We start from the raw sequence: 23944 nt of genomic DNA, 5'->3' as shown, positions 1-23944 counted from the left end.
AGTTATGAGCGAACGCGAACTGCGCCAGTCGATCGTCGACCATTGCCGCCACATGAACGCCATCGGGCTCAACCAGGGCACGTCGGGCAATATCAGCCTGCGTCACGGCGAGACCATGCTGGTGACGCCCTCGGGCATTCCCTATGACGAGATGACGTCCGAGATGATCGTCGCCATGCAGATCGAGGGCGAATACGGAAGCTGGTCAGGGCCGAAGAAGCCGTCGGTCGAATGGCCGTTTCACCTGGATATCCTGCGCGCTCGGCCGGAGGTCGGTGCCGTCGTCCACACCCATGCGATGTATTCGACCATTCTGGCGATCGCCCGCAAGCCGATCCCGGCGTGCCACTACATGATCGCGGCCTTCGGCGGCAGTGATGTGCGCGTCGCGGACTACGAGCGCTATGGCACCAAGGCGCTCTCCGACAGCGTCTTGCGCGCCCTCGAAGGCCGCAGTGCCTGCCTGATGGCGAACCACGGCATGATCGCGACCGGCGCGAGCCTGGAGAAGGCGATGTGGGCGGCGGTCGAGCTCGAGACGATCGCCAAGCAGTACTACCACACGCTGCTGATCGGCGGCCCGGTGCTCCTGTCGGAGGCCGAGATATCAGGCGTGATCGAGGGCTTCTCCACCTATGGCCTGCAGGACAAGACGAAGGCGGCGTGAGGCATGGCGGCGATGGCGACAGGAGTAACGACGGTGGGTTCCGAGACCAGAGTGTATGATCTGTTTGTCATCGGCGGCGGCGTCAATGGCGCGGGCATTGCGCGCGACGCCGCCGGGCGAGGGCTTTCGGTTCTCTTGTGCGAGAAGGACGATCTGGCGCAGGGCACGAGCTCGCGTTCGGGCAAGCTGGTGCATGGCGGTCTGCGCTATCTCGAATATTACGAGTTTCGTCTGGTGCGCGAGGCGCTGATCGAACGCGAGGTGCTGCTTCAGTCCGCGCCGCACATCATCTGGCCGATGCGTTTCGTGCTGCCGCACAACCCGGAGGATCGGCCGGCCTGGCTCGTGCGGCTCGGGCTCTTCCTCTATGACCATCTCGGCGGACGCAAACGGCTGCCGGGGACGCGGAGCCTCAATCTTTCGACCGCGCCTGAGGGCGCGCCGATCAAGCGCGAGTATCGCAGGGCGTTCGAGTATTCCGACTGTTGGGTGGATGACGCCCGCCTCGTGGTTCTGAACGCGCTCGATGCACGCTCCCGTGGCGCCCGGGTCTTGACGCGCACCGCCTGCAGCGCGATCCGCCGGCGGGACGGGCTCTGGTTTATCGAGATGACCGATACGCGAACCGGGGCGAAGACCGAGGCGAGGGCGCGGTGTGTGGTCAACACGGCCGGCCCCTGGGTCAACGACGTCATCGGCCGGATCGGCGGGCTGAACTCCAGCCGCAGCGTGCGCCTGGTCAAGGGCAGCCACATCGTCGTGCCGAAGTTCTGGGAGGGACGGCAGGCCTACCTGGTGCAGAACCCGGACAAGCGGGTGATCTTCATCAACCCCTACCAGAATGACCTGGCGCTGATCGGGACGACGGATATCCCTTACGAAGGCCGGCCGGAGGACGTATCGGCCGACGGCAACGAGGTCAGCTATCTGCTGAAGTCGGTAAACCGCTACTTCAAGCAACAACTGACCTCTGACGATATCGTCTACAGCTTCTCCGGCGTGCGCCCGCTCTATGACGACAATGCCGAAAACCCCTCCGCCGTCACCCGCGACTACATCTTCGAGGTCGATGCGGCCGATGGCCAGGCGCCTCTGCTCTCGGTCTTCGGCGGCAAGATCACCACGTTCCGCAAGCTTTCCGAACATGCATTGGAACGGCTGAAGCCCTTCTTCCACAAGATGGGGCCAGCCTGGACGGCGAGCGCGCATCTGCCGGGCGGCGATATGGCGGATGCCGATTTCGAGCAGTTCCTGGGTGATCTCAAGGCGCGCTACCGCTGGCTGCCCGCCGATCTCGCCAAGCATTATGCGCGGCTCTACGGCACGCGGACGCATGCGCTGCTCGCCGGTGCCACCGCGGTCGAGGATCTCGGGCGGGCCTTCGGTTCGCTCCTTCGTGAGCGCGAGGCGCGCTTCCTCATCGAAAACGAATGGGCGCTGACGGCGGACGACATTCTCGACCGTCGGACAAAACACGGCCTGCACATGACACTGGCCGAGCGGCAGGCCTTCACCCATTGGCTGGAACGCCAGCAGGCGGCGGCCTGAAGGAGACTGAGATGCGAAGTCTGGAATTCGAAGCGCTTCTCGATCTTTCGGCCCGTATCGGGTCGGATCCGCTGCTGGTGCAGGGGGCGGGCGGCAATACCTCGATCAAGGAGGGTGGGGCGCTCTGGATCAAGGCCTCGGGCTTCTGGCTGGCCCATGCGCGCCAGCGCGATGTCATGGTGCCGGTGGCGCTCGATCCCTTGCTCGATGCGCTGGAGCGGAGCGATCCGGCGACGGAGAAGGCCCAGGACTTCGTGATTGCCGAGCGCAACCCCTCGGGCCTGCGCCCTTCGATCGAAACGACGGTGCATGCGCTGATGCCGCAAAGAGTGGTCGTGCATGTGCACTGCGTCGAGACGATCGCGACGGCCGTGCAGACCAACGGTGCTGCGATCGCTGCCGAGCGGCTTGCCGGCTTTCCGCATGTCTTTGTGCCCTATGCGCGGCCGGGCCTGCCGCTGGCCAGGGCGATCGCCGAACGGGTGCAGGACAACACATCGGTGCTGGTCCTCGGCAATCATGGCCTTGTCGTCGCTGCCGAGAGCGTGGTCGATGCGACCATCCTGCTGACCGACATCACGCGCTGCCTGACCGGGCAGAGGCGGGAGGCGCCGGCTGCTGATGTGGCGGCGCTTTCGCGGCTTGCCGTCGACAGCGACTACCGGCTGCCGGAGGATCCGTACCTGCACACGGTGGCGGCCGATCTCGACAGTTGCCGGCTTGCCGCCGGCGGCAGCCTCTATCCCGACCACGTGATTTTCCTCGGCAAGGGCGTCGTAGTAGCCGCTCCCGGCGAGACCGCGCTTGCGATCGAGGCGAAGCGGCGTGCTGCCGGCGAGAGCCTGCCGCCGTTGCTGCTTTTCCCCGGCAAGGGCGTGCTGGTGCAGAAGGAGATGTCCGCCGGCGCCTTCGCCATGGCGCGGTGCCTTGCCGATGTGACGGCACGCATTCCGGCGGATGCTCGCCTGCGCTACCTGACGGAAGCGGAAAACGCGGAACTTCTCGGATGGGATGCTGAGAAATACCGCCAGCAGCTCAACTGCGCCGGACAGGTGCTGCAATGAGCGGTGACAAGCTGGTCCTCGGCATCGATATTGGCACCTCGGGCGCGCGGGCAGTGGCCATGGCCGCGGATGGCGTCGTCGTCGCATCGGGTGCGGCGAGACTCGCGTCCTTCTCCGGGGATCATCGCGATCCCATCGGCTGGTGGAAGGCGGTGCAGGCGGCGCTCGGCGAAACGCTCGGAAGTATCGACAGGCGACAGGTTACAGCGCTCGCGATCGACGGCACGTCCGGAACGATGCTGCCGGTCGATCAAAGCGGTGCGCCGCTGGCGACGCCGATGATGTACAACGACCCGGTTGGCGACCGCGCTCTTCTCGATGCGATCGCTAACCATGCGCCGCGGGAGAGCGCCGCCCATGGCGCCACATCCGGCCTTGCCAAGCTTCTCGCCTTCCAGTCGGTGCCGGATGTTTTCCGGGTGATCCATCAAGCCGATTGGCTCGCTGGGCATTTCACCGGGCTCTATGATGTCTCCGACGAAAACAATGCCCTCAAGACTGGCTACGACCCGGTATCACGCTCGTGGCCGGAGTGGATCGGAAGGACGGGAGCGCGTGTCGAGCTTTTGCCAGACGTGCTGCCAGCCGGCGCGCCGATCGCGACCATCGCGCCGGCAGCGGCTGAAGCCTTCGGGCTTTCAGCCGCCGTGGTGGTCGTTGCCGGCACCACGGACGGGTGCGCCTCGTTCCTGGCAACGGGCGCCGATCAGCCGGGGGACGGCGTCAGCGCGCTTGGCACGACTTTGACGGTGAAGATGCTCTCCGAACGGCCGCTGTTTGCGCCGGAATACGGGCTTTACAGCCACCGCATCGGCGAGATGTGGCTTGCGGGCGGGGCATCCAATACCGGCGGGGTGGTGCTCGCCGAGCATTTCTCGCCGGAAAGGATCGCCGTGCTTTCTGAGAAGATCAACCCGGTCGTCGATACCGGGCTCGACTACTATCCGCTCGTCAAACCCGGCGAGCGTTTTCCGGTCGCCGATCCGGATTTTCTGCCGCGGATGAGCCCACGGCCGGCCGATGATGCCACCTTTCTCAAGGCAATCTTCGAAGGCATCGCCGGGGTCGAGAGCCTTGCCTACCAGCGGCTGACCGAGCTCGGCGGACCGGCGCTCCGTTCGCTCCGCAGCGTTGGCGGCGGCGCGAAGAATGCGGCCTGGACCGCAATCCGCATGCGCAAGCTCGGCGTCCCATTCCTGCCGGTTCTGTCCGAAGAGGCAGCCGCCGGCACGGCGCGGCTTGCGCTTGCCGGCGCCAGAAAGGCGGGTGTGCTGTGACGGTTATCGAGACGATCGCCGGCCTCAGCGAGATTGCCGATCGCTACGACGCCTTCCTGATCGACCAGTTCGGCGTGCTGCGCGACGGGCGCGGTCCGTATCCGGTGGCGGCCGACACGCTGGTGCGGCTGAAGGATGCCGGAAAACGCATCATCATCCTCTCCAACTCGGGCAAACGTTCCGCGGAGAACGACCGTCGCCTTGTAGACATCGGCTTTGCCGCCGGCAGCTGGGACTGGTTCCTGACTTCGGGGGAGGTCGCCTGGCAGATCCTCAAGCGAGAAGGCGCAGGCAGCGCAGGCACGCCGCGCAAGTGCCTGCTGATCAGCCGTGACAACGATCTGTCGCCGATCAAAGGGCTCGACCTCGAGCGCACGACAAGCGGCGCTGATGCCGATATCGTGCTGCTTTCGGCGAGCGAAGGCGATCTCTATCCGCTCTCTCACTATGAGGCGCTGCTGGCACCGGCGGCCGCGCGTGGCGTTCCCTGCCTCTGTACCAATCCCGACAAGGTGATGCTGACGAAGACGGGTACCGCCTTTGGTGCCGGTCGCATCGCCGACCTCTACGAAGAACTTGGCGGCAAGGTGCGCTGGATCGGCAAGCCCTTCGCCGACATCTACGCGCTCGCGCTCGACTTCCTCGGTCATCCCGATCCGACGCGGGTCTGTGCCATCGGCGACAGCATAGAGCATGACATCGCCGGTGCGGCGAATGCGGGGCTGCATTCCGTGCTGGTGATGACTGGGATCCTGGAACACGCCGTGGACGAGGAACGTCGCCGGCTCTTTGCCGAGCACGGCGCGTCTCCCGATTTCATCCTTCCGAAATTTCACTGGTAGCCGGGAGTAAGGTCGTGGCCTTCACGCTGTCGCTCAACACCAATCCGCTGGTCAACCGCTTCGCCGAGGCCGACGACCTGATCGACACCATCGCCGACCAGATCCGCATCGGCTACGTGCAGTTGACCCATGAATTCGTCAATCCCGGCTGGCCGGCGGCGACGATCGCCAAGACCCTCAGACAGTTTCGGCGGGCGCTTGATCGCACCGGCGTGAAGGTCACCTCGGGCATGACCGGGCCCTATGGCCGGCTCAACCATTTCGGCCATCCGGACCCGGATGTCCGACGATACTATGTCGACTGGTTCAAGACCTTTGCCGATATCTCCGCCGAACTCGGCGCGTCCGGCATGGGCACGCAGTTCGCGATCTTCACGCTGAAGGATTACGACGATCCGGCGCGGCGCGAGGAGATGATGCGGATCGCCATCGAATGCTGGCGCGAAGTGGCAGAGCACGGCAAGGCGGCGGGGCTCTCCTACGTCTTCTGGGAGCCGATGTCGGTCGGCCGCGAATTCGGCCACACGATCGAGGAATGCCGATCGCTCGACCGGCGGCTGGCCGAGGCCGATCTGCCGATTCCGATGAAGATGATGGTCGATATCGACCATGGCGACGTCACCTCGGACAATCCCGATGATATCGATCCCTATGCCTGGGCCGGGGCGTTCCCCGAGCGCTCGCCGATCATCCACATCAAGCAGTCGTCGATGAATAAGGGCGGCCACTGGCCGTTCACCGCCGCCTACAACAGGGACGGCCGCATCACGCCCGACAAGCTGATCGGCGCAGTCAAAGCCGGTGGCGGCACCGATAACGAGATCTGCCTGGAGCTTTCCTTCCGCGAGCGCGAGCCGACCGATCACAACGTGGTCGAGATGATCCGGGAGTCCGTCGAATTCTGGGAACCTTACATCGACACGGGCTTTAATCGCCCACAGAAATCACATTGAAATATCACAAAATCACACCATAGAAATTGAAATATCACAAATAGGTGTTATCTTCTCACGGTGAGCGCGGCCATGGCTGCGCGTGATCGGGACCGAGATGATGAAGCCGGAAGACAGGCGACAGGCGATCATGGATGTGCTGATGGAGGCCGGAGCGGCGTCCGTCGAAGACCTGTCCTTGCGCTTCGGCGTCAGCAAGATGACGGTGCATCGCGACCTCGACGACCTCGAACAGGCGGGCCTGCTGCGCAAGGTGCATGGTGGCGCCTCGATCCAGTCGAGCCCACAATTCGAAAGCGACTTCCGTTACCGTGAGAAGATCGCCACCGCCGAAAAGCGGCGGATCGCCGAATATGCGGCGGGGCTGATCGAGCCCGGGCAGAGCATCCTGATCGACGACAGCTCGACGACCGGCGCGATTGCCGAATGTATCCGCGACATTCGCCCGCTGACGGTCATCACCAACAATCTCGGCGTGATCACCAGCCTCTCGGGTGCGTCGGGCATCAATGTCATCGCGCTCGGTGGCCAGTACAGTAAGAAGTTCAATGGCTTCTTCGGCATCGTCACCGACGAGGCGCTGCGGTCGCTGCGCGTCGACATCGCCTTTCTCTCCAGCTCTGCGATCGAAGGGACGACGGCCTTCCACCAGGACCAGGAGGTGGTGCAGGCCAAGCGCCTGATGGTGAAGGCGGCCAAGCGCAAATACCTGCTGGTGGACCACGACAAATTCGGGCGCTCGGCGCTCCACTTCCTGACCGGGCTCGATGCCTTCGACGCGGTGCTGACCGGCGCCGAAGTGGCTGCCGAGCATGCAGCACCCCTCGAAGAGGCGGGCATCCGGCTGGTCAGGGTTGGCAATAGCAAGACATCGGAGAAAGCATGAACAAGTCCGGGCTCTGGGTCGGCACCAGCTGGAAGATGAACAAGACGCTCGCCGAGGCGATGGCCTTTGCCGAAGGCCTGGCTACGGCAGACGCAGCGCGCGACGAACGGATCCAGCGCTTCGTCATCCCGCCGTTCACGGCGGTGCGTGAGGTCAAGGCGCGGCTTGAAGGCGCCAGCGTCAAGGTCGGCGCGCAGAACATGCATTGGGACGATGCCGGCGCCTGGACCGGCGAGGTGTCGCCGCTGATGCTGAAGGATTGCAATCTCGACGTGGTCGAGTTGGGCCATAGCGAGCGGCGCGAACATTTCGGCGAGACGGATCGCACCGTCGGCCTGAAAACGGCGGCGGCCGTGCGCCATGGCCTGGTGCCGCTGATCTGCATCGGCGAGAAGTTGGCCGAGCGTGAGGCGGGCGAAGCGGACGCGGTGCTGAAGCGTCAGGTCGAGGGCGCTCTGGCGCTGCTCGAAGGCGAGGCGAAGAACGCGACCATCCTGCTTGCCTACGAGCCGGTCTGGGCGATCGGCGTCAACGGCATTCCCGCGACATCAGACTATGCCAACGAGCGCCACAAGCGCATCGCTGACGTCGCCGAAGCGGCGCTCGGCCGGCGCGTGCCGGTGCTCTACGGCGGCAGCGTCAATCCCGGCAATTGCGAAGAACTGATCACTGAGCCGCATATCGACGGCCTCTTCATCGGCCGCTCCGCCTGGGACGTCGCCGGCTATCTTGACATTCTGCAGCGTGTCGCAAAGGCGATCTGAGCCTTCGGCCGCGGCAGTTCCTGAAGAATGGAAAGGAACAATCATGAAGATTGCAATCGGGGCAGACAGCGCCGGCAAGCCCCTGCTGGACGTCATTGCCGCCCATCTCGCGGGCCGGGCCGACGTCGAAGTCGTGGACCTCAGCCAGTCCGGCTTTTACGCGGATCTCGCGCAGAAGTTGGCGCAGCAGGTCGTCGAGGGCAAGCACGACCGCGGCATCCTCTTCTGCGGTACCGGCATCGGCGTCTGCATCTCGGCCAACAAGGTGCCGGGCATCCGTGCAGCACTGACGCACGACACCTATTCGGCCGAGCGTGCGGCGAAGTCGAACAACGCCCAGATCATCACCATGGGTGCGCGGGTCATCGGGCCGGAGCTGGCGAAATCGATCGTCGACACCTGGCTCGCGTCCGAATTCGATCCGCAGGGCGCTTCGGCCGGCAACGTGCAAGCGATCGACCGTCTCGATGCTGCCAAGGCATAAAGAACATCGCGACGCCCGTTGATCCTCCCTCAGGCATCGTGACGAGACGCCCGGCAGAGATGCCGGGCGTTTTCATTTCTGGCGCGCACCACGCCTTGACGACGCTTCCGCAAATATTTGAATGTGCTTGCAGATGTCAGCAGGGACCTTATCGCATGAGCGAACCAACCTCGATTGAACCGCATCCGAGCGCTCATCACCACGTGGCCCGCATGAGCGGTCGCGATACGCTTGAGCATCACAGGACCGCGACGACACTCGAGCTTCTGTTCGACCTCACCTTCGTCATCGCCTTCAGCCTGGCTGCGTCGCAGCTTGCGCATCTCTTTGCCGAGGGCCATTTCACGGCGGGGCTGATGGGCTTCGGCTTTGCCACCTTTGCCATCTGCTGGGCCTGGATCAATTTCAGCTGGTTCGCATCGGCCTACGACACCGACGACTGGATCTTTCGCAGCGTCACCATGGTGCAGATGGTCGGCGTGCTGATCCTGGCAATCGGACTGCCGCCGATGTTCGAATCGATCGACAAGGGCGAGCACCTCAACAACGGCGTCATGGTGCTCGGCTATGTCGTCATGCGCGTGGCCATGGTCTTCCAGTGGCTGCGCGCCAGCCGGCAGAATCCTGCGCGGCGGCAAGCCTGCATGGCCTATGTGAAGGCGATCAGCGCCGCCCAGCTTGGCTGGATCGTACTGATCTTCTTCGACTTCTCCCTCGTCGTGACTTTTGCCATGGTCGTCGCGCTGACCGCGGTCGAGATGGTCGGCCCCTGCATCGCCGAGATGCGCTACGGCGGAACGCCCTGGCACGCGCATCACATCGCCGAGCGTTACGGGCTGCTGGCGATCATCGCGCTCGGGGAGGGGGTGGTCGGCACGGTCGCCTCGATCTCCGCGGTCGTCGACGGCGATGGCTGGAACCTTGACGTTGCTCTTGTCTGCCTGGCGGGCACCGGGCTCACCTTCGGCATGTGGTGGATCTATTTTCTGCTGCCGAGCGCCGAGGTCCTGCACCATCACCGCCTCAAGCGGTCCTTCGTCTGGGGCTATGGCCACATCCCGATCTTCGCCTCGATCGTGGCCACCGGCGCCAGGCTGCATGTGGCGGCTTATTATATCGAGCACAAGGCCCATATCAGTTCGGTGGCGACCGTGCTGACCGTTGCCGTCCCCGTCGCGCTCTATATCGGGCTGCTCTACGCAATGTACGCCTATCTGCTGCGACAGACGGACCGGCTGCATCTCTGGCTGCTCTTCGGCACGGCGCTGGTGCTGGCCGCGTCCGTCGTTGCGGCGATGGCCTGGCTCGATATGGCGATGTGCCTGATCATCCTGATGTTCGCGCCCGTCGTCACCATCGTCGGCTACGAGGCCGGTGGCCACCGTCACCGGATGGCGGCGCTGGAGCGCAGCCTGCAGGACGGCGAGGCGGCGCGGTAGGCGCGAATTTGAGAGTCGAGACAGGGGCTTATCGGCTGGGGCTGTCGGCTTGAATCAGGTGGCTCACAAGTTGATTCAACGGGAGTGCTTGTGGCGTTCCGGGGGGCTGCGAGTTCGGCATGATCTGAGAGCAATTCTGCCCCTCACCCTAACCCTCTCCCCGCAGGCGGGGAGAGGGGACGAGAGCTCTCGCTGGCGGGATGGCTCTGATTGACCTCAGGGGGGCCGGCCGTTCTCGAGAGAGGATGAGTTTGGGTGACAAGGAGCCACGCGTGTCCTTCTCCCCGCAAGCGGGGAGAAGGTGGCGGCAGCCGGATGAGGGGGAGCGCGCTTACGGCGCACCCGCCAGGCAGGCTCACTTCGGAGCCGCAGACGATCAGGCGTTGACCAGCGCCAGCTTGGCGCGGGCATCCAAAATCTGCGAGCAGGCGTTGGCGGCTTCCGTGCCCTTGGTGACGAAGTGTTCGCGGAAGAAGGCAATGAGCGGTTCGCTTTCCTGGAAATTGTGCGGCGTCAGTACGGCCGAAAGCACCGGCACATTGGTGTCGAGCTGCACGCGCATCATGCCGTCGAGCACGGTGCCGGCGACGAAGTCGTGGCGGTAGATGCCGCCGTCGACGACGAAGGCGGTGCCGAGGATCGCGGCGTAGCGGCCGGTCTTTGCCAGCGTCTGCGCATGCAGCGGGATTTCGAGCGCGCCCGGCACATCGAAGATCTCAACGTCGGCAGCCGAACCGCCGAGCTTCGTCCATTGCGCGACGAAGGCATCGACGCAGCGGTCGACGATATCGGCATGCCAGCGGGCACGGACGATCGCGATCTTGGCGGCGGGGTGGGAAAAAATGGTCATGGTCTCAAGCCTTTCAGGGTTTGGCGTTTCCAATGATCCCGTCGGGCGAACATGCATGCGCGCGAGGTCCCGTCGCTGGGCCCACGTTCCTGCTTGCTCTCTTCCATCCGGACTGTGACCGTCGGCTCCGGAATTCGACCGGATCTGCTGACCTCTGGAGCGTAAGCTCCAGAGCGCTCGCGGGCTTCGGCCTTTCGGCCGCTACCGCCGGTGGGGAATTTCGCCCCGCCCTGAGAACAACGCGACTATATAGTCCGCCTGCGAGCGATCAAACGCACGGCGCGACGAAAAGAGGGGAAATCACGACAGATTTTTGCATGTCCGGCCGGAGCGCGAGAAACTCTTTCTCGTTCCGGTATTTTCGCGCTGGCTGCGGCCGACTTTATCTGCAGGGCGATCAGCTGTCGGGGATCGATGCATCACCTGTGGAAAGGTCGAATAACAAGCGCGAGATATCAACGGTTCCTCACCTGGGGATGAGAACCCAGAAACCACTCGCGCCCAGGACGATTCATAGTTAGTGCGAAGCAGAAGCAGCCTTCATCAATTTTTCTTTTGGTGACAGAAAGGCGCTCCGATTGGCAAAACTCCCCACGAAACCCGACAGTGAGCACCTCAAGCTGAAGCTTTGGGTTCTTGAGGCATCCGCGATTGGGCGGTATCCCATCACGTGTGTCTTTGTCATCGCCTTGCTGTTTATGGGTGGCAAGGCGTTTGGGATTTGGTGAAGCGCTATCCGCGCAGATCGTCGTCTTCCGCGGTAACCGCGCGTCCGGCCCAGTGGAGGAGGGCATCCCGGTCGTCGAGGCAGTCGACAGGCGCTTCGTAGAAGCGATGCACGACCACGGTCTTGCCGCCCTTCTCATAGGTGAACGGCTGGCAACCCTCTGATATCAGCGCGTCTTTCAGCGCCTGATCAACCCTGAAATAGAGGCGGTCCTTGATGCTGACGGCAAAGCGCTTGTCTGCGACGACGTAGGCCCAGCCGCCGAAGAAGCGGTCAATCTGAACAGGCCCGAGATCGGAGAGTTCATCCTGGATATGCCTGACGAAGGCACTTGGTTCAGCCTTGGCCATGATTGCAACCTCGCGGGTCTCCGGCAATGGTGCAACGAACCGCTGCATACTCGCTGGCGCCCTGCGCGCCAGCGTTCATCGGTCTTCTGCAAGGCCTACTCGCGAATAACGAGCAGGTCCTTGGCGGCGAAGCGCAGGGTGACGTTGTCGCCCGAGACCGGCGGGGTTACGCCCGGATTGTTGAACATGTCGAAGGAGATGACATCGCCGCCGACGCGAAGCCGCGTGCGGATGACCGAGCCGAGGAAGCTCGTCGAGACGACCTCGCCGGCAAGCGCCGTATCGCCTTGCGCCCCTTCGGCAATCGAGCCCGCTTCAGGGCGCAACGCCAGCGAGATGCTGTCGCCACCCTTCATGCCGGCAATCGGGTCTTTCAGAGCCACCTGCTGGTTGCCGATCGTTACGGCGCCCGAGGCCGGATCCGCGACCTTGCCCTCGATGATGTTCAGCGTGCCGACGAAGGAAGCGACGAAGCGCGTTGACGGCGTGTTGTAGATCTCGAAGGGGGTGCCGATCTGGTCGGCACGTCCGGCATTCATGACGACGATACGATCGGAGATCGACAGCGCCTCTTCCTGGTCGTGGGTGACGAAGACCGTGGTGATGCCGAGCTGCTGCTGGATCTGCCGGATTTCTTCGCGCAGCGACACGCGGATCTTGGCGTCGAGCGCCGAAAGCGGCTCGTCGAGCAGCAGCACCTGCGGCTTGACCGCAATGGCGCGGGCAAGCGCCACGCGCTGCTGCTGGCCGCCGGAGAGCTGGTAGGGGAAGCGGTCCGCCAGGTGCTCGAGCTTGATCAGCCCGAGCATCTGCTTCACCCGTGCGTCGATCTCCGACTTGTCAGTGCCTGCGACCTTGAGGCCGAAGGCAACGTTGTCATGCACGTTCATGTTCGGAAACAGCGCATAGGCCTGAAACACCATGCCGATGTTGCGCTGGTTGGGTTTCAACGACCCTTGGTCCTTGCCGTTGATCACGATAGAGCCGGCGGAGGGTGTCTCGAAGCCGGCGATCATGCGCAGGACGGTCGTCTTGCCGCAGCCGGACGGACCCAGGAAGGAGACGAATTCGCCCTTCTCGATGTCCATGTCGAAATCGTGCACGACGTGAACAGGGCCGAAGGACTTCTTGATGCTGGTGAGTGACAGAAAACTCATGGGTGCGGTCCTCAGGCCTTGGGAGGCGCGCTTTTTTGGAAGCGCGAGACGAGCTGGATGAGGCCGAGGCAGCCCCAGGTGATGCCGAATGCGATAACGGCGAGTGCGGCAGGCTCATAGGCGCGGTTGGCGCCCAAGAGCTGCATGTACGGGCCGAAGGCCGGGCGGTTCAGAAGTGCCGCCATGGTGAACTCGCCGATGACGATGGCAAAGGTCAGGAAGGCGCCTGAAAGCACCGCGACGAGCACGTTCGGCAGAATGATCTTGGCGAGGATCGTGGCCCATCCGGCGCCGAGGCTCTGGGCGGCTTCGGTCAGGGTGGCGACGTCGATGGTGCGAAGGCCGGTGTCGACCGCGCGGTACATGTAGGGCAGAGCGAGCGTCGCGTAGCCGAACATCAGGAGGATGTTGGTCCCCGTCAGCGAGCCCGTCAGCGGCAGCCAGCTCGAGGTGTTGTAGAGCCGGATATAGCCGAAGACGATGACGATCGCCGGGATAACGAGCGGCAGAAGCGTGATGAACTCGATATAGGGGCGCAGCCGCGGCAGCTTCAGCCGGACCCAATAGGCGGTAGGTACGACGAGCAGCACGCCGAAGACGATGGTGAACAGCGCCTGCAGCACCGAATAGCTGAAGGTTTCCTGGAAGCGCGGATCGGCGAAAACCTTCTGATAGGCGTCGAAGGAATATTCGCCGCGGCGCATCTTCAAGGAGAAGTTGGTCATGCCGATGAGCGGCAGGGTGAAATAGAGGAGGCCGAAAACGAGGGCCCCCCAGGCCCAGATCTTCTTCATTTCAGCCACCTTTCGCTGCGGCCGCGCAGCCAGATGTAGATCGCGTTGGCAATGCCGGTGACGACGATCATGCCGAAGGCGAGCGCATAGCCGAGATGCGGATTGCCGAGCACGTCGCCGCGGATCTGGGCGAACAGCAGGATCGGCACGATCGACAGCGACGAGCCGGTGAGCGCGATCGCGGTCGCAACGGCGCCGAAGGCATTGGCGAAGAGCAGCGCCAGCGTGCCGAGCAGCGAGGGAAGCAGGATCGGGAAGGCGACCATGCGCCAGTACTGCAGGCCGGTGGCACCGAGGATTTCGGCGGCCTCGCGCCATTCGCGCTTCAGGCCGTCGAGCGCCGGCGTGATGATGAGGATCATCAGCGGGATCTGGAAAAAGAGGTAGGTGACTGTCAGCCCCCAGAAGGACAGGAGATTGAAGCCGAGCATTCTGAGGTCGAGACCGAAGTTCGAGCGCAGGAACACCGTAACGATGCCGACCGGGCCGAGGGTAGCGAGAAAGGCGAAGGCGAGCGGCACACCGGCAAAGTTGGAGGCAACGCCGGAAAAGGTCAGAAGCGGCCCGCGGATGCCCTTCGGCAAGCCGCCGAAGACAATGGCCGAGGCCATGGCAAAGCCAATCAGGCAGCCGAGGAGCGCCGAGGCTATGCTGATCTTGATCGAGATCCAGTAGGCCGCAAGGATCGAGGGCGTGAACAGGCCACGGATGTTCTCGAACGTGAAGCTGCCATCCGGTGTCTGAAAGGCGCCGACCACGATCTTTGCCGTCGGCAATATCAGAAACAGCGTCACAAAGGCGGCAAAGGGCAGAATGCCCAGCCAGTGAAGCGGTAGGCGACGCGCCGGCGGGCTGGCGTCGGGTTTAGCAGATGACATTCCGTTCGCGCCCCTGAAACCGCGTTATCGACGCGGGCGTTATTGATACTTGCAAGTTAGAGCGGGGTGCGGGCTGAAACCCGCGCACATTTTTCCTCATTCCGCTCCAAAGACTTGAATTCCTTACGAATAACTTATGTCGCCCCGGCCGGAAAACCGGCCGAGGCGACATGTCTGTGGAAAGACTTACTGAACGTTCGCGCCGACGACGGAATCCCAGCCGCCGGTGACGGCAGCCTTGTTGGCATCGACTTCTTCGAGCGTCGGGAAGTAGGCCTTTTCATAAGACGCTGCCGGCGGCAGGGCGTCGATCAGTGCCTGCGGAACCTTGCCGGCCTTGACCATCGCGTTGAAGCGGGTCGGGTGGCAGAAGCCCTTGAGCCAGCCGAGCTGACCTTCGTCGGAATAGAGGTGCTCCATCCACAGCTTCGCTGCGTTCGGGTGCGGCGCGTAGGCCGAGATGCCCTGAACGTAGACGCCGGCGAGAACTCCGCTGGCCGGAACGACGACTTCGGTCGGCGGGTTGCCGTTGAGGGTCTTGGCCCAGCCGAGCGCGTTGTAGTCCCAGGCAACGATGATCGGGGTCGAGCCCTGGGCGAGCGTACCGGACTTGCCGATGACCGGAACGAAGTTGCCGGCCTTGTTGAGTTCGGCGAAGTAGCCGAGGCCAGCTTCACCGGCTTCCTTGCCCGACTTCGCACCCTTGGCGAGACCGGCGGCGAGAACGCCGAGGATCGCCTGGTTCGACGCGCGCGGATCGCCGGCGAGAGCGACCTGACCGGCATATTCCGGCTTCAGGAGATCAGCCCAGTCCTTCGGAGCGGTCTGGACAAGGTCCTTGTTCACGAGGAACGACATCACGCCGTAATAGTCGCCGTACCAGTAGCCTTCGGCGTCCTTGACGCTGTCCGGGATCTCGTCCCAGGTGGAAACCTTGTAGGGCTGCAGCAGGCCTTCGGCCTTCATCTGCGGGCCGAAGGCGAGACCGACGTCGACGACGTCAGGGGCCTGCGGACCCTTGTTGTCCTTGTTGGCCTTGACGGCTTCGACTTCGTCAGCCGAGCCCGCGTCCGGGTTCAGTTCGTTGACCTGGATTTCCGGATACTTGGCCTTGAAGGAGGCGATGACGTCGCCATAGCCGCACCAGTCGTGGGGCAGGGCGACGGTGGTCAGCATGCCTTCCTTCTTGGCGGCTTCGATGAGTTCGGCGCTCGGCTCGGCGGCGGCGATTGCTGTCGTCGCCAGGAAAACGGCGGTGGAAAGCGAAAGCAGGCGATGGGTTCTTGAAATCACTGGTGTTCTCCTTATGGGTTTAGTCAAATTCGTGGGGTATTCAGTCGATTTCGGCTAGGCTGTTAAAGAGATGCCATGAAAGTAATGTGACAGCGGTTTATCCGTTCGCGCCGCCTATGTCGTTGGAAGAACATTTCTTTTTCTGGCGGGGTGGCTCACTGTCGCACAACTGTATGAAATTCCGTGAACGGGTCGGCGAGCACTCCTAGACGGGTTTGCGAAAGATGCGGGTGGAATCGAAAAGGCCTTCGAGCGTTTTCATTCGATCCCGGGTTTCCTCCCAGTTCGAACTTTGCACCGCCTCGATCAGAGCCTCGATCAAGAACAGGATCACCACCGAGCTGTCCCAGGCCGACGGTACTTCGATCTGCGAGCGGAACACGCGGGAGGCGGATTTGGCGACCGGCGAAGTCCAGCGATCGGTGAAGAGGATGATCTCGACGCCACGCTCGCGGGCGGATGTGGCGAGCGTCGCCATCTCCTGCTCGTAGCGGCGAATGTCGAACAGAATCAAGACGTCGCCCTGGCGCATATCGAGCACGTAGTGCGGCCAGGCGCTGGCGTTGGAGGCGATCTCGGTGACACCCGGACGAATGACCTGAAGATGGGTGAAGAGATAGTCGGCAAGCGCATGGGTGATGCGGCCTCCGAGCAGATAGATGCTGCGCTTGCGGTCGGCGATGAGGGCGGCGGCCTCGTCGAATTCCCGTGGATCGATCTGGGTCAGCGTCTCGCGCAGATTGCTGGTGATCGCGTCGGCGAAGCGGTTGAGCGTGTGGGTTCCCGGCGCATTGGCGGCCCAGCGGTCGTGCTTGGTGATCGGATTGGAGATCGTCGCTTCCAGTTCCTGGTGCAGCCGCGCCTGGAAATCCGGAAAGCCGCGGAAGCCGAGCTTCTGCACCATGCGCGCGACGGTCGGAGTCGATACGCCGGCGTTCTCGGCGACCGTGGTGATCGAGCCGAGTCCCGATACGGGATAATTGTCGAGAAGTGTCTCCGCCAGTTGCTTCTCCGCGCGGGTCAGCGCGGTGAAGTGGGCATTGATCACATCCGACACCGTCGTCGATGTCGCCTTGCTGCTCAAAATGTCTCCCCTGAACCGATCTAGAGCCGGTTTGTGACAGATTAAACATCGCTGTCACAATTGGAGTCAATCGCAATTTTGAAGAGATCGTTTCAGATTTCGATTGACACTCGCCAATCTCTGAAGAATTCTTTTCATTAACGAACGTCTAACGGGCAAAAGGGGATGCCGGTGTTGACGCGACTTTTGACCGAAGCAGATGGCGATCCGGTTGCGATCGAAAACGCCACAGGGAAGGGCGATATCGTGCTCGTCTGCGAGCACGCCTCGCGCCGGGTTCCGGAGCGCCTTGGTACGCTCGGGCTTACGGAGCAGGCGCTCGAAAGTCATATCGCCTGGGACCCGGGCGCGCTCGCCGTCGCCAAGCTTCTCGCCGCCAAGCTCGATGCGGCGTTGATCTACCAGCGCTTCTCGCGGCTTGCCTATGATTGCAACCGTCCGCCCGAGGCGGAGGCGGCGATGCCGGTTCTGAGCGAAGTTTACGAGATCCCGGGAAACCGGACGATGACAGACGATGAGCGGCAGGCGCGGGTCGATGAGATCTATCGCCCGTTTCACGATTCGGTCGCGCGCTTCGTTTCCGCGCGCAAGGCCGCCGGCAGGCCGCCGATCCTGGTGACGATGCATAGCTTTACGCCCGTCTATTTCGGCAAGCCGCGGGCCGTCGAGGTCGGTATCCTACACGATGCGGACAGCCGCCTTGCCGACCACATGCTGGCGGTGGCGACGAAGGGGCAGGTCGCCTACGACATCCGCCGCAACGAGCCCTATGGCCCGGCCGACGGCGTTACTCACAGTCTGATTGAATACGGCGTCCTCAACGGACTGCCGAATGTGATGATCGAGATCCGCAACGATCTCATTCGCAATGACATCGGCCAAAGGGTCATGGCCGACTATCTGGAAGGATTGCTGCGCAAAGGCGCAGCGGCACTTTCAGCACAATAAAAGACCCTGGGGAGCGGCTTGGCCGCGGTCCTGTGCCGGCTCGCCGGGACAGGTGGTTGATGGGACCCAGCCGCAATGGGGCGGCCTGGTCTGAAGAAATCAGGGGAAGAAAAATGTCAGACTACAGCGACTTGGACAAAAAGCAGGACATGAGTGTCTTGCACTCGATGGGCTACGCCCAGGAGCTCGAGCGGCGCATGAGCCAGTTCTCGAACTTCGCGGTGTCGTTCTCGATCATCTGCATTCTCTCCGGCGGCATCAATTCGCTCGCCCAGGCGACCGCCGGCGCAGGGGGCGCCGCGATCGGCATCGGCTGGCCGCTTGGCTGCTTCATTTCCTTGGTCTTTGCGGTCGCCATGGCGCAGATCAGCTCGGCCTATCCGACGGCCGGCGGCCTCTACCACTGGGGTTCGATCCTTGGTAACCGCTTTACCGGCTGGGTGACCGCCTGGTTCAACCTGCTCGGTCTCGTCACCGTTCTCGGCGCGATCAACGTCGGCACCTATTACTTCTTCATGGGTTCCTTCGGCACGCCCTATTTCGCGCTGGAGGACACAACCACTACCCGCATCGTCTTCCTGGCGATCATCACCGGCGCACAGGCGCTCGTGAACCACATGGGCATCGGGCTCACCGCCAAGCTCACCGATTTCTCCGGCTACCTGATCTTCGCAACTGCGATCCTGCTTGCCGTCGTTTGCCTCGCGGCCGCCGACAGCTACGACATCGCAAGGCTCTTCACCTTCTCCAACTATTCCGGTGAAGCCGGCGGCAACGTCTGGCCGCAGACGTCGGGCACCTGGGTGTTCCTGCTCGGCCTTCTGCTGCCGATCTACACGATCACCGGCTACGACGCTTCTGCCCACACCTCGGAAGAAACCGTCAAGGCGGCGGAATCCGTGCCGCGCGGTATGGTTTCTTCCGTGCTCTGGTCGGCGCTCTTCGGCTACATCATGCTGTGCGCCTTCGTGCTGATGATCCCGAACATGGACGAAGCTGCCAAGCAGGGCTGGAACGTGTTCTTCTGGGCGATGGACGCCCAAGTCAACCCGGTCATAAAGGACATCCTCTATCTCGCCATCCTCGTCAGCCAGTGGCTGTGCGGCCTGGCGACGGTGACCTCGGTATCACGCATGATCTTCGCCTTCTCGCGTGACGGCGGTCTGCCGGCCTCCAGGGCGCTCGCCAAGGTCAGCCCGACCCACCGGTCGCCGGTTGCGGCGATCTGGACCGGCTCGATCCTCTCGGTCCTGTTCGTCTGGGGCTCGTCGCTCGTGTCGATCGGCGAAACGCCGGTTTATACGATCGTCGTCTCGTGCACGGTCATCTTCCTGTTCTTCTCCTTCGCGATCCCGATCACGCTCGGCCTTTTCGCCTGGGGAACCTCGAAGTGGGATAAAATGGGCCCGTGGAACCTGGGCGAGGCGATGTTCAAACTCTTCGCGGTTCTGTCGATCATCGCCATGGTGCTGATCTTCGTTCTCGGTATCCAACCGCCGAACGACTGGGCGCTCTACATCACCGTGGGCTTCCTGGTGCTGACGGCTCTGATCTGGTTCGGCTTCGAAACCCGCCGCTTCCGCGGCCCGCCGATCGGCGACGAAGTGGCGCGCCGCCAGGCCGAGATTGCCGCTGCCGAAAAGGCCGTCGGCGAAGTCTGAACACCAACAAAATGGGCGGGAGCGCGACCGCGACTTCCGCCTTTTCTTTTCCGGAGCTTGTCCGGTTACTTGAACGGATCACGTCCACGCGGCCCAAAAATATCGTGACCCAAGGGAACGGCCGCGTGACCAAACATGGGATGGAAGTTGATGAGCTATACGTTTGATGAGTTGAAGGAAGACGTCGCCGCCGGGCGCATCGATACGGTTCTCGCCTGCCAGGTCGACATGCAGGGCCGGCTGATGGGCAAGCGCTTCCACGCGCAGTTCTTCGTCGACGGCGCCTGGAAGGAAACGCATAGCTGCAACTATCTGCTTGCGACCGACATGGAGATGGAGACCGTTCCCGGCTACAAGGCGACGAGCTGGGAGAAGGGCTACGGCGACTATACGATGAAGCCGGACCTTTCGACACTTCGCCGCATTCCCTGGCTCGAAGGCACGGCGCTCGTGCTTTGCGACATGCTCGACCATCACACCCACGAGGAAGTGCCGCACTCGCCGCGCGCGATCCTGAAGAAGCAGGTGGCGCGGCTCGAGAAGATGGGGCTCAAGGCCTACATGGCGAGCGAGCTCGAATTCTTCCTGTTCGACCAGTCCTACGACGATGCCCGCCAATCCGGCTATCGCGACCTGCAACTCGTCAGCGGCTACAACGAGGACTACCACATCTTCCAGACCACCAAGGAAGAAGATGTGATGCGGGCGATCCGCAACGGCCTGCAGGGCGCCGGCATCCCGGTCGAAAATTCCAAGGGCGAGGCGTCGGCCGGGCAGGAAGAGATCAACGTGCGTTATGCCGACGCGCTGACAATGGCCGACCGGCACGCGATCATCAAGAATGGCTGCAAGGAGATCGCCTGGTCGCGCGGCAAGGCCATCACCTTCCTCGCCAAGTGGAATTATTCGGCCGCCGGCTCCTCCTCGCATATCCACCAGTCGCTCTGGAGTGCCGACGGCAAGACCTCGAAATTCTTCGACGAGAGCGGCAAATACGGCATGTCGGAGATGATGCGCCACTATGTGGCGGGGCTGCTCACCCATGCGAGCGAGATCACCTATTTCCTTGCGCCCTACATCAACTCCTACAAGCGCTTCATGGCCGGCACCTTCGCGCCGACCAAGGCGGTCTGGAGCAAGGATAACCGCACCGCCGGCTATCGCCTTTGCGGCGAGGACACCAAGGCGATCCGCATCGAATGCCGCGTCGGTGGCTCCGATCTCAATCCCTATCTCGCTTTCGCGGCTTTGATCGCCGCCGGCATTTCCGGTATCGAAAACAAGATGGAACTGGAAGCGCCCTTCGTCGGCGACGCCTATGGCGGCAAGGACGTGCGCGAGATCCCGCGCACGCTCAGAGACGCGACGGCGGCGCTTAGCGAATCCAAGATGCTGCGCGACGCCTTTGGTGATGAGGTCATCGAGCACTACGCGCGGGCCGGGCACTGGGAACAGGAAGAATATGACCGCCGCGTCACCGATTGGGAGGTCGCACGCGGTTTCGAACGGGCCTGATCCTGGTCCCTATCTCTCACACGGTGGCCGATCCTGGCAGGGTCGGCCACCGCATCATTCGCAATGAAAGCAGGAAAACGATCATGAGCATGATCAAGTGCATTTCGCCCGTGAACGGCGAAGTCTACGCGGAACGCCCGGCGATGCCGCTGGAGCTGGCAAAACAGGTGGTTTCCCGCGCCCGCCAGGCGCAGAAGGCCTGGGCGCGCCGTCCGCTCGACGAGCGCGTCAACCTGGTGCTATCAGGTGTCGCCCGCCTCAATGAAATGGTCGACGAGGTGGTGCCGGAGCTTGCCTGGCAGATGGGCCGGCCGGTGCGCTACGGCGGCGAGTTCAAAGGCTTCAACGAGCGCTCGAACTATGTCGCCACGATCGCCGCCGATGCGCTGAAGCCGCTGGTGATCGAGGAGAGCGACCGCTTCGAGCGCCGCATCGCGCGCGAGCCGCATGGCGTCGTCTTCGTCGTCGCGCCGTGGAACTATCCTTACATGACCGCGATCAACACGGTCGCCCCGGCGCTGATGGCCGGCAACACCGTCATCATCAAACATGCAAGTCAGACGATCCTCGTCGGCGAGCGCATGGTGCGCGCCTTCGTCGAGGCCGGCGTTCCCGCCGACGTCTTCCAGAACATCTTCCTCGACCATGAGACATCAGCGGCGCTGATTGCTGCCAAGAGCTTCGATTTCGTCAACTTCACCGGTTCGGTCGAAGGCGGCCGGTCGATCGAGCGCGCGGCCGCTGGCACCTTCACCGGGCTCGGGCTCGAACTCGGCGGCAAGGATCCGGGCTACGTCATGGAAGACGCGGATCTCGACGCGGCCGTCGACACGCTGATGGACGGCGCCACCTACAATTCCGGCCAGTGCTGCTGCGGCATCGAGCGCATTTACGTGCATGAAAAGCTCTATGACGCCTTCGTCGAGAAGTCGGTCGCCTGGGTTTCCAACTACAAGCTCGGCAACCCGCTCGATCCGGAAACGACGCTTGGGCCGATGGCGAACAAGCGCTTCGCCGCGACCGTGCGCGAGCAGATCGCCGATGCGGTTGCCAAGGGCGCCAAGGCTCTCATCGACCCGAAGCTGTTCCCGCAGGATGACGGTGGCGCCTATCTCGCGCCGCAGATCCTTACCAATGTCGATCACTCCATGGCCTTCATGCGCGAAGAGACCTTCGGTCCGGCCGTCGGCATCATGAAGGTGAAGAGCGACAGCCAGGCGATCGAGCTGATGAACGACAGCCAGTACGGTCTGACAGCATCGCTCTGGACCAAGGATGCCGAGCGCGCCGCGCGCATCGGCGCTGACATCGAGACCGGCACGGTGTTCATGAACCGCGCCGACTATCTCGACCCGGCGCTTTGCTGGACCGGCGTCAAGGAAACGGGCCGTGGCGGCTCGCTCTCGGTCATCGGCTTCCAGAACCTTACCCGTCCGAAATCCTACCATCTGAAGAAAGTCACCGCATGACCATCACCGCCAACTGGAGCTATCCGACCGCCATCAAGTTTGGTGCCGGCCGGATCAAGGAGCTTGCCGACCATTGCAAGGCGGTCGGCATGAAGAAGCCGCTTCTGATCACCGACCGGGGCCTCGCGCCGATGGCGATCACCCAGAACGCGCTCGACATCCTCGCAGCCGCCGATCTCGGTAGGGCGATCTTCGCCGACGTCGATCCGAACCCGAATGACGTCAACCTTGAAGCCGGCGTCAAGGCGTTCAAGGACGGCGGCCACGACGGTGTCGTCGCCTTCGGCGGCGGCTCGGGCCTCGATCTCGGCAAGTGCGTCGCCTTCATGGCCGGCCAGAGCCGCCCCGTCTGGGATTTCGAGGACATCGGCGACTGGTGGACACGCGCGAGCGTCGAGGGCATCGCGCCGATCGTCGCCGTGCCGACGACGGCCGGCACCGGCTCGGAAGTCGGACGCGCCAGCGTCATCACCAATTCCGCAAGCCACGTGAAGAAGGTGATCTTCCATCCGAAGTTCCTGCCGGCAGTGACGATCTGCGACCCGGAACTGACGGTCGGCATGCCGAAGGTGATCACCGCCGGCACCGGCATGGACGCCTTCGCCCATTGCCTGGAAGCCTATTCCTCGCCCTTCTACCATCCGATGTCGGCCGGCATCGCGCTCGAAGGCATGCGGTTGGTGAAAGAGTATCTGCCGCGCGCCTACAAGGACGGCACGGACATTGAGGCCCGCGCCAACATGATGAGTGCGGCTGCCATGGGTGCCGTCGCCTTCCAGAAGGGCCTCGGCGCCATTCACTCGCTGTCGCATCCGGTCGGCGCGATCTACAACACCCACCACGGCATGACCAATGCGGTGGTGATGCCGCCGGTGCTGCGCTTCAACCGCCCGACGATTGAGGACAAGATCGTGCGCGCCGCCGCCTATCTCGGCATTTCCGGCGGTTTCGACGGTTTCTACGACTACGTGCTGAAGCTGCGCGAGGAACTCGGCGTTCCGGATAAGCTGTCGGCACTCGGCGTCGGTACGGACCGCATCGACGAAATGTCGGAGATGGCGATCGTCGACCCGACGGCGGGCGGCAACCCGGTCGAACTGACGCTGGATGCCGCGAAGAAACTCTTCCGCGAGTGCATCTGACATAGTGTTGCTGGCGCCTCGCCCGGGTGAGGCGCCAGATCCCCCTTAGTTTAGAGGGATCGAAAATACCACTTGCCATTGCAGCCGATTTGTACCTAATTGTCACGGAACTGTCACGATTTGGTTCGCTGGAAGTGCGTCCTTCACAGTTC

22 protein-coding genes and 1 riboswitch are annotated in these 23944 nt (G+C 63.0%); of the genes, 15 read left to right on the top strand and 7 right to left on the bottom strand.

The features are described 5' to 3' along the window. Positions 1 to 4: 4 nt before the first annotated feature. From ACTJKE_RS25865 to ACTJKE_RS25820, 10 genes are all read left to right on the top strand, one after another. Positions 5 to 667: a class II aldolase/adducin family protein gene (locus tag ACTJKE_RS25865; RefSeq protein ID WP_058326777.1), complete on the top strand. Its 663-nt coding sequence runs from the start codon at positions 5 to 7 to the stop codon at positions 665 to 667. 12 nt (positions 668 to 679) lie between these two features. Continuing rightward, positions 680 to 2215: a glycerol-3-phosphate dehydrogenase gene (locus ACTJKE_RS25860; protein ID WP_440692879.1), complete on the top strand. Its 1536-nt coding sequence runs from the start codon at positions 680 to 682 to the stop codon at positions 2213 to 2215. 11 nt (positions 2216 to 2226) lie between these two features. Then, positions 2227 to 3279: a class II aldolase gene (locus ACTJKE_RS25855; RefSeq protein ID WP_113514441.1), complete on the top strand. Its 1053-nt coding sequence runs from the start codon at positions 2227 to 2229 to the stop codon at positions 3277 to 3279. Beyond that, positions 3276 to 4556, top strand: coding sequence for an FGGY-family carbohydrate kinase (locus ACTJKE_RS25850; RefSeq protein WP_440692876.1), 1281 nt, complete (start codon positions 3276 to 3278; stop codon positions 4554 to 4556). The genes ACTJKE_RS25855 and ACTJKE_RS25850 overlap by 4 nt, the downstream gene beginning before the upstream one ends. Beyond that, positions 4553 to 5398: a TIGR01459 family HAD-type hydrolase gene (locus ACTJKE_RS25845; protein ID WP_058326775.1), complete on the top strand. Its 846-nt coding sequence runs from the start codon at positions 4553 to 4555 to the stop codon at positions 5396 to 5398. The genes ACTJKE_RS25850 and ACTJKE_RS25845 overlap by 4 nt, the downstream gene beginning before the upstream one ends. A gap of 14 nt (positions 5399 to 5412) precedes the next feature. Then, positions 5413 to 6351, top strand: coding sequence for a sugar phosphate isomerase/epimerase family protein (locus ACTJKE_RS25840; protein ID WP_058326774.1), 939 nt, complete (start codon positions 5413 to 5415; stop codon positions 6349 to 6351). A 100-nt stretch (positions 6352 to 6451) separates the two neighbouring features. Next, on the top strand, positions 6452 to 7237 hold the full coding sequence (locus ACTJKE_RS25835) for a DeoR/GlpR family DNA-binding transcription regulator (protein WP_113514470.1): 786 nt from the start codon (positions 6452 to 6454) through the stop codon (positions 7235 to 7237). Then, positions 7234 to 8001, top strand: a complete 768-nt coding sequence (locus ACTJKE_RS25830; RefSeq protein WP_113514437.1) for a triose-phosphate isomerase — start codon at positions 7234 to 7236, stop codon at positions 7999 to 8001. Before ACTJKE_RS25835 ends, ACTJKE_RS25830 begins: the two co-directional genes overlap by 4 nt. Before the next feature lie 43 nt (positions 8002 to 8044). Beyond that, entirely contained in the window at positions 8045 to 8485 is a 441-nt protein-coding gene (gene derI, locus ACTJKE_RS25825; protein ID WP_057253372.1) for a D-erythrulose-4-phosphate isomerase, read from the top strand. Between the two features lie 155 nt (positions 8486 to 8640). After that, positions 8641 to 9924, top strand: coding sequence for a low temperature requirement protein A (locus ACTJKE_RS25820; RefSeq protein ID WP_113514435.1), 1284 nt, complete (start codon positions 8641 to 8643; stop codon positions 9922 to 9924). Between the two features lie 376 nt (positions 9925 to 10300). Here the strand turns inward: ACTJKE_RS25820 and ACTJKE_RS25815 are convergent, their stop codons facing one another. The 7 genes from ACTJKE_RS25815 to ACTJKE_RS25785 form a co-directional block, all read right to left on the bottom strand. Beyond that, complete coding sequence (locus ACTJKE_RS25815; RefSeq protein ID WP_058321849.1) at positions 10301 to 10774, bottom strand: 6,7-dimethyl-8-ribityllumazine synthase; 474 nt, start codon at positions 10772 to 10774, stop codon at positions 10301 to 10303. A 91-nt stretch (positions 10775 to 10865) separates the two neighbouring features. Next, a riboswitch (FMN riboswitch) is annotated at positions 10866 to 11016 on the bottom strand. Between the two features lie 490 nt (positions 11017 to 11506). After that, the gene (locus ACTJKE_RS25810; RefSeq protein WP_162261321.1) at positions 11507 to 11851 is read right to left on the bottom strand and encodes a TfoX/Sxy family protein; all 345 of its coding nucleotides are present in this window, start codon (positions 11849 to 11851) and stop codon (positions 11507 to 11509) included. A 95-nt stretch (positions 11852 to 11946) separates the two neighbouring features. Further along, the gene (locus ACTJKE_RS25805) at positions 11947 to 13008 is read right to left on the bottom strand and encodes an ABC transporter ATP-binding protein (RefSeq protein ID WP_057253378.1); all 1062 of its coding nucleotides are present in this window, start codon (positions 13006 to 13008) and stop codon (positions 11947 to 11949) included. Positions 13009 to 13019: 11 nt separating this feature from the next. Next, complete coding sequence (locus tag ACTJKE_RS25800; RefSeq protein ID WP_057253380.1) at positions 13020 to 13802, bottom strand: ABC transporter permease; 783 nt, start codon at positions 13800 to 13802, stop codon at positions 13020 to 13022. Beyond that, positions 13799 to 14680, bottom strand: a complete 882-nt coding sequence (locus ACTJKE_RS25795; protein WP_057253381.1) for an ABC transporter permease — start codon at positions 14678 to 14680, stop codon at positions 13799 to 13801. The genes ACTJKE_RS25800 and ACTJKE_RS25795 overlap by 4 nt, the downstream gene beginning before the upstream one ends. Before the next feature lie 186 nt (positions 14681 to 14866). Next, positions 14867 to 15973, bottom strand: a complete 1107-nt coding sequence (locus ACTJKE_RS25790; protein ID WP_057253383.1) for an ABC transporter substrate-binding protein — start codon at positions 15971 to 15973, stop codon at positions 14867 to 14869. 205 nt (positions 15974 to 16178) lie between these two features. Beyond that, positions 16179 to 17057 carry a MurR/RpiR family transcriptional regulator gene (locus ACTJKE_RS25785; RefSeq protein WP_057253386.1) on the bottom strand — a complete coding sequence of 293 codons (879 nt, stop codon included), beginning with the start codon at positions 17055 to 17057 and terminating at the stop codon, positions 16179 to 16181. A gap of 174 nt (positions 17058 to 17231) precedes the next feature. Here ACTJKE_RS25785 and ACTJKE_RS25780 point away from each other — a divergent pair, with 174 nt between their 5' ends. The 5 genes from ACTJKE_RS25780 (at position 17232) to ACTJKE_RS25760 (ending at position 23792) form a co-directional block, all read left to right on the top strand. Next, positions 17232 to 18005: an N-formylglutamate amidohydrolase gene (locus tag ACTJKE_RS25780; protein WP_083203687.1), complete on the top strand. Its 774-nt coding sequence runs from the start codon at positions 17232 to 17234 to the stop codon at positions 18003 to 18005. Positions 18006 to 18118: 113 nt separating this feature from the next. After that, positions 18119 to 19666, top strand: a complete 1548-nt coding sequence (locus tag ACTJKE_RS25775) for an amino acid permease (protein WP_057253390.1) — start codon at positions 18119 to 18121, stop codon at positions 19664 to 19666. 150 nt (positions 19667 to 19816) lie between these two features. Beyond that, positions 19817 to 21181 carry a glutamine synthetase family protein gene (locus tag ACTJKE_RS25770; RefSeq protein ID WP_093234439.1) on the top strand — a complete coding sequence of 455 codons (1365 nt, stop codon included), beginning with the start codon at positions 19817 to 19819 and terminating at the stop codon, positions 21179 to 21181. A gap of 83 nt (positions 21182 to 21264) precedes the next feature. Continuing rightward, entirely contained in the window at positions 21265 to 22650 is a 1386-nt protein-coding gene (locus tag ACTJKE_RS25765) for an aldehyde dehydrogenase family protein (protein ID WP_112994771.1), read from the top strand. Beyond that, complete coding sequence (locus tag ACTJKE_RS25760; protein WP_113514433.1) at positions 22647 to 23792, top strand: iron-containing alcohol dehydrogenase; 1146 nt, start codon at positions 22647 to 22649, stop codon at positions 23790 to 23792. The genes ACTJKE_RS25765 and ACTJKE_RS25760 overlap by 4 nt, the downstream gene beginning before the upstream one ends. Positions 23793 to 23944: the final 152 nt, after the last annotated feature.

Origin of the sequence: Ensifer sp. 22521 (assembly GCF_052044795.1) — a bacterium.
In the GTDB taxonomy this organism is placed as follows: domain Bacteria; phylum Pseudomonadota; class Alphaproteobacteria; order Rhizobiales; family Rhizobiaceae; genus Ensifer.
The sequence above is the reverse complement of the archived record's forward strand: the minus strand, read 5'-3'. Positions and strand labels throughout refer to the sequence as shown.

Bases quoted from the DNA above. Each gene is read 5' to 3' on its own strand.
- ACTJKE_RS25860 (WP_440692879.1), top strand. From the start codon at position 680: ATGGCGACAGGAGTAACGACGGTGGGTTCCGAGACCAGAGTGTATGAT.
- ACTJKE_RS25800 (WP_057253380.1), bottom strand. From the start codon at position 13,802: ATGAAGAAGATCTGGGCCTGGGGGGCCCTCGTTTTCGGCCTCCTCTAT.
- ACTJKE_RS25795 (WP_057253381.1), bottom strand. From the start codon at position 14,680: ATGTCATCTGCTAAACCCGACGCCAGCCCGCCGGCGCGTCGCCTACCG.
- ACTJKE_RS25820 (WP_113514435.1), top strand. From the start codon at position 8,641: ATGAGCGAACCAACCTCGATTGAACCGCATCCGAGCGCTCATCACCAC.
- ACTJKE_RS25865 (WP_058326777.1), top strand. From the start codon at position 5: ATGAGCGAACGCGAACTGCGCCAGTCGATCGTCGACCATTGCCGCCAC.
- ACTJKE_RS25855 (WP_113514441.1), top strand. From the start codon at position 2,227: ATGCGAAGTCTGGAATTCGAAGCGCTTCTCGATCTTTCGGCCCGTATC.
- ACTJKE_RS25775 (WP_057253390.1), top strand. From the start codon at position 18,119: ATGTCAGACTACAGCGACTTGGACAAAAAGCAGGACATGAGTGTCTTG.
- ACTJKE_RS25760 (WP_113514433.1), top strand. From the start codon at position 22,647: ATGACCATCACCGCCAACTGGAGCTATCCGACCGCCATCAAGTTTGGT.
- ACTJKE_RS25765 (WP_112994771.1), top strand. From the start codon at position 21,265: ATGAGCATGATCAAGTGCATTTCGCCCGTGAACGGCGAAGTCTACGCG.
- derI (WP_057253372.1), top strand. From the start codon at position 8,045: ATGAAGATTGCAATCGGGGCAGACAGCGCCGGCAAGCCCCTGCTGGAC.
- ACTJKE_RS25850 (WP_440692876.1), top strand. From the start codon at position 3,276: ATGAGCGGTGACAAGCTGGTCCTCGGCATCGATATTGGCACCTCGGGC.
- ACTJKE_RS25805 (WP_057253378.1), bottom strand. From the start codon at position 13,008: ATGAGTTTTCTGTCACTCACCAGCATCAAGAAGTCCTTCGGCCCTGTT.
- ACTJKE_RS25770 (WP_093234439.1), top strand. From the start codon at position 19,817: ATGAGCTATACGTTTGATGAGTTGAAGGAAGACGTCGCCGCCGGGCGC.
- ACTJKE_RS25835 (WP_113514470.1), top strand. From the start codon at position 6,452: ATGAAGCCGGAAGACAGGCGACAGGCGATCATGGATGTGCTGATGGAG.
- ACTJKE_RS25830 (WP_113514437.1), top strand. From the start codon at position 7,234: ATGAACAAGTCCGGGCTCTGGGTCGGCACCAGCTGGAAGATGAACAAG.
- ACTJKE_RS25810 (WP_162261321.1), bottom strand. From the start codon at position 11,851: ATGGCCAAGGCTGAACCAAGTGCCTTCGTCAGGCATATCCAGGATGAA.
- ACTJKE_RS25815 (WP_058321849.1), bottom strand. From the start codon at position 10,774: ATGACCATTTTTTCCCACCCCGCCGCCAAGATCGCGATCGTCCGTGCC.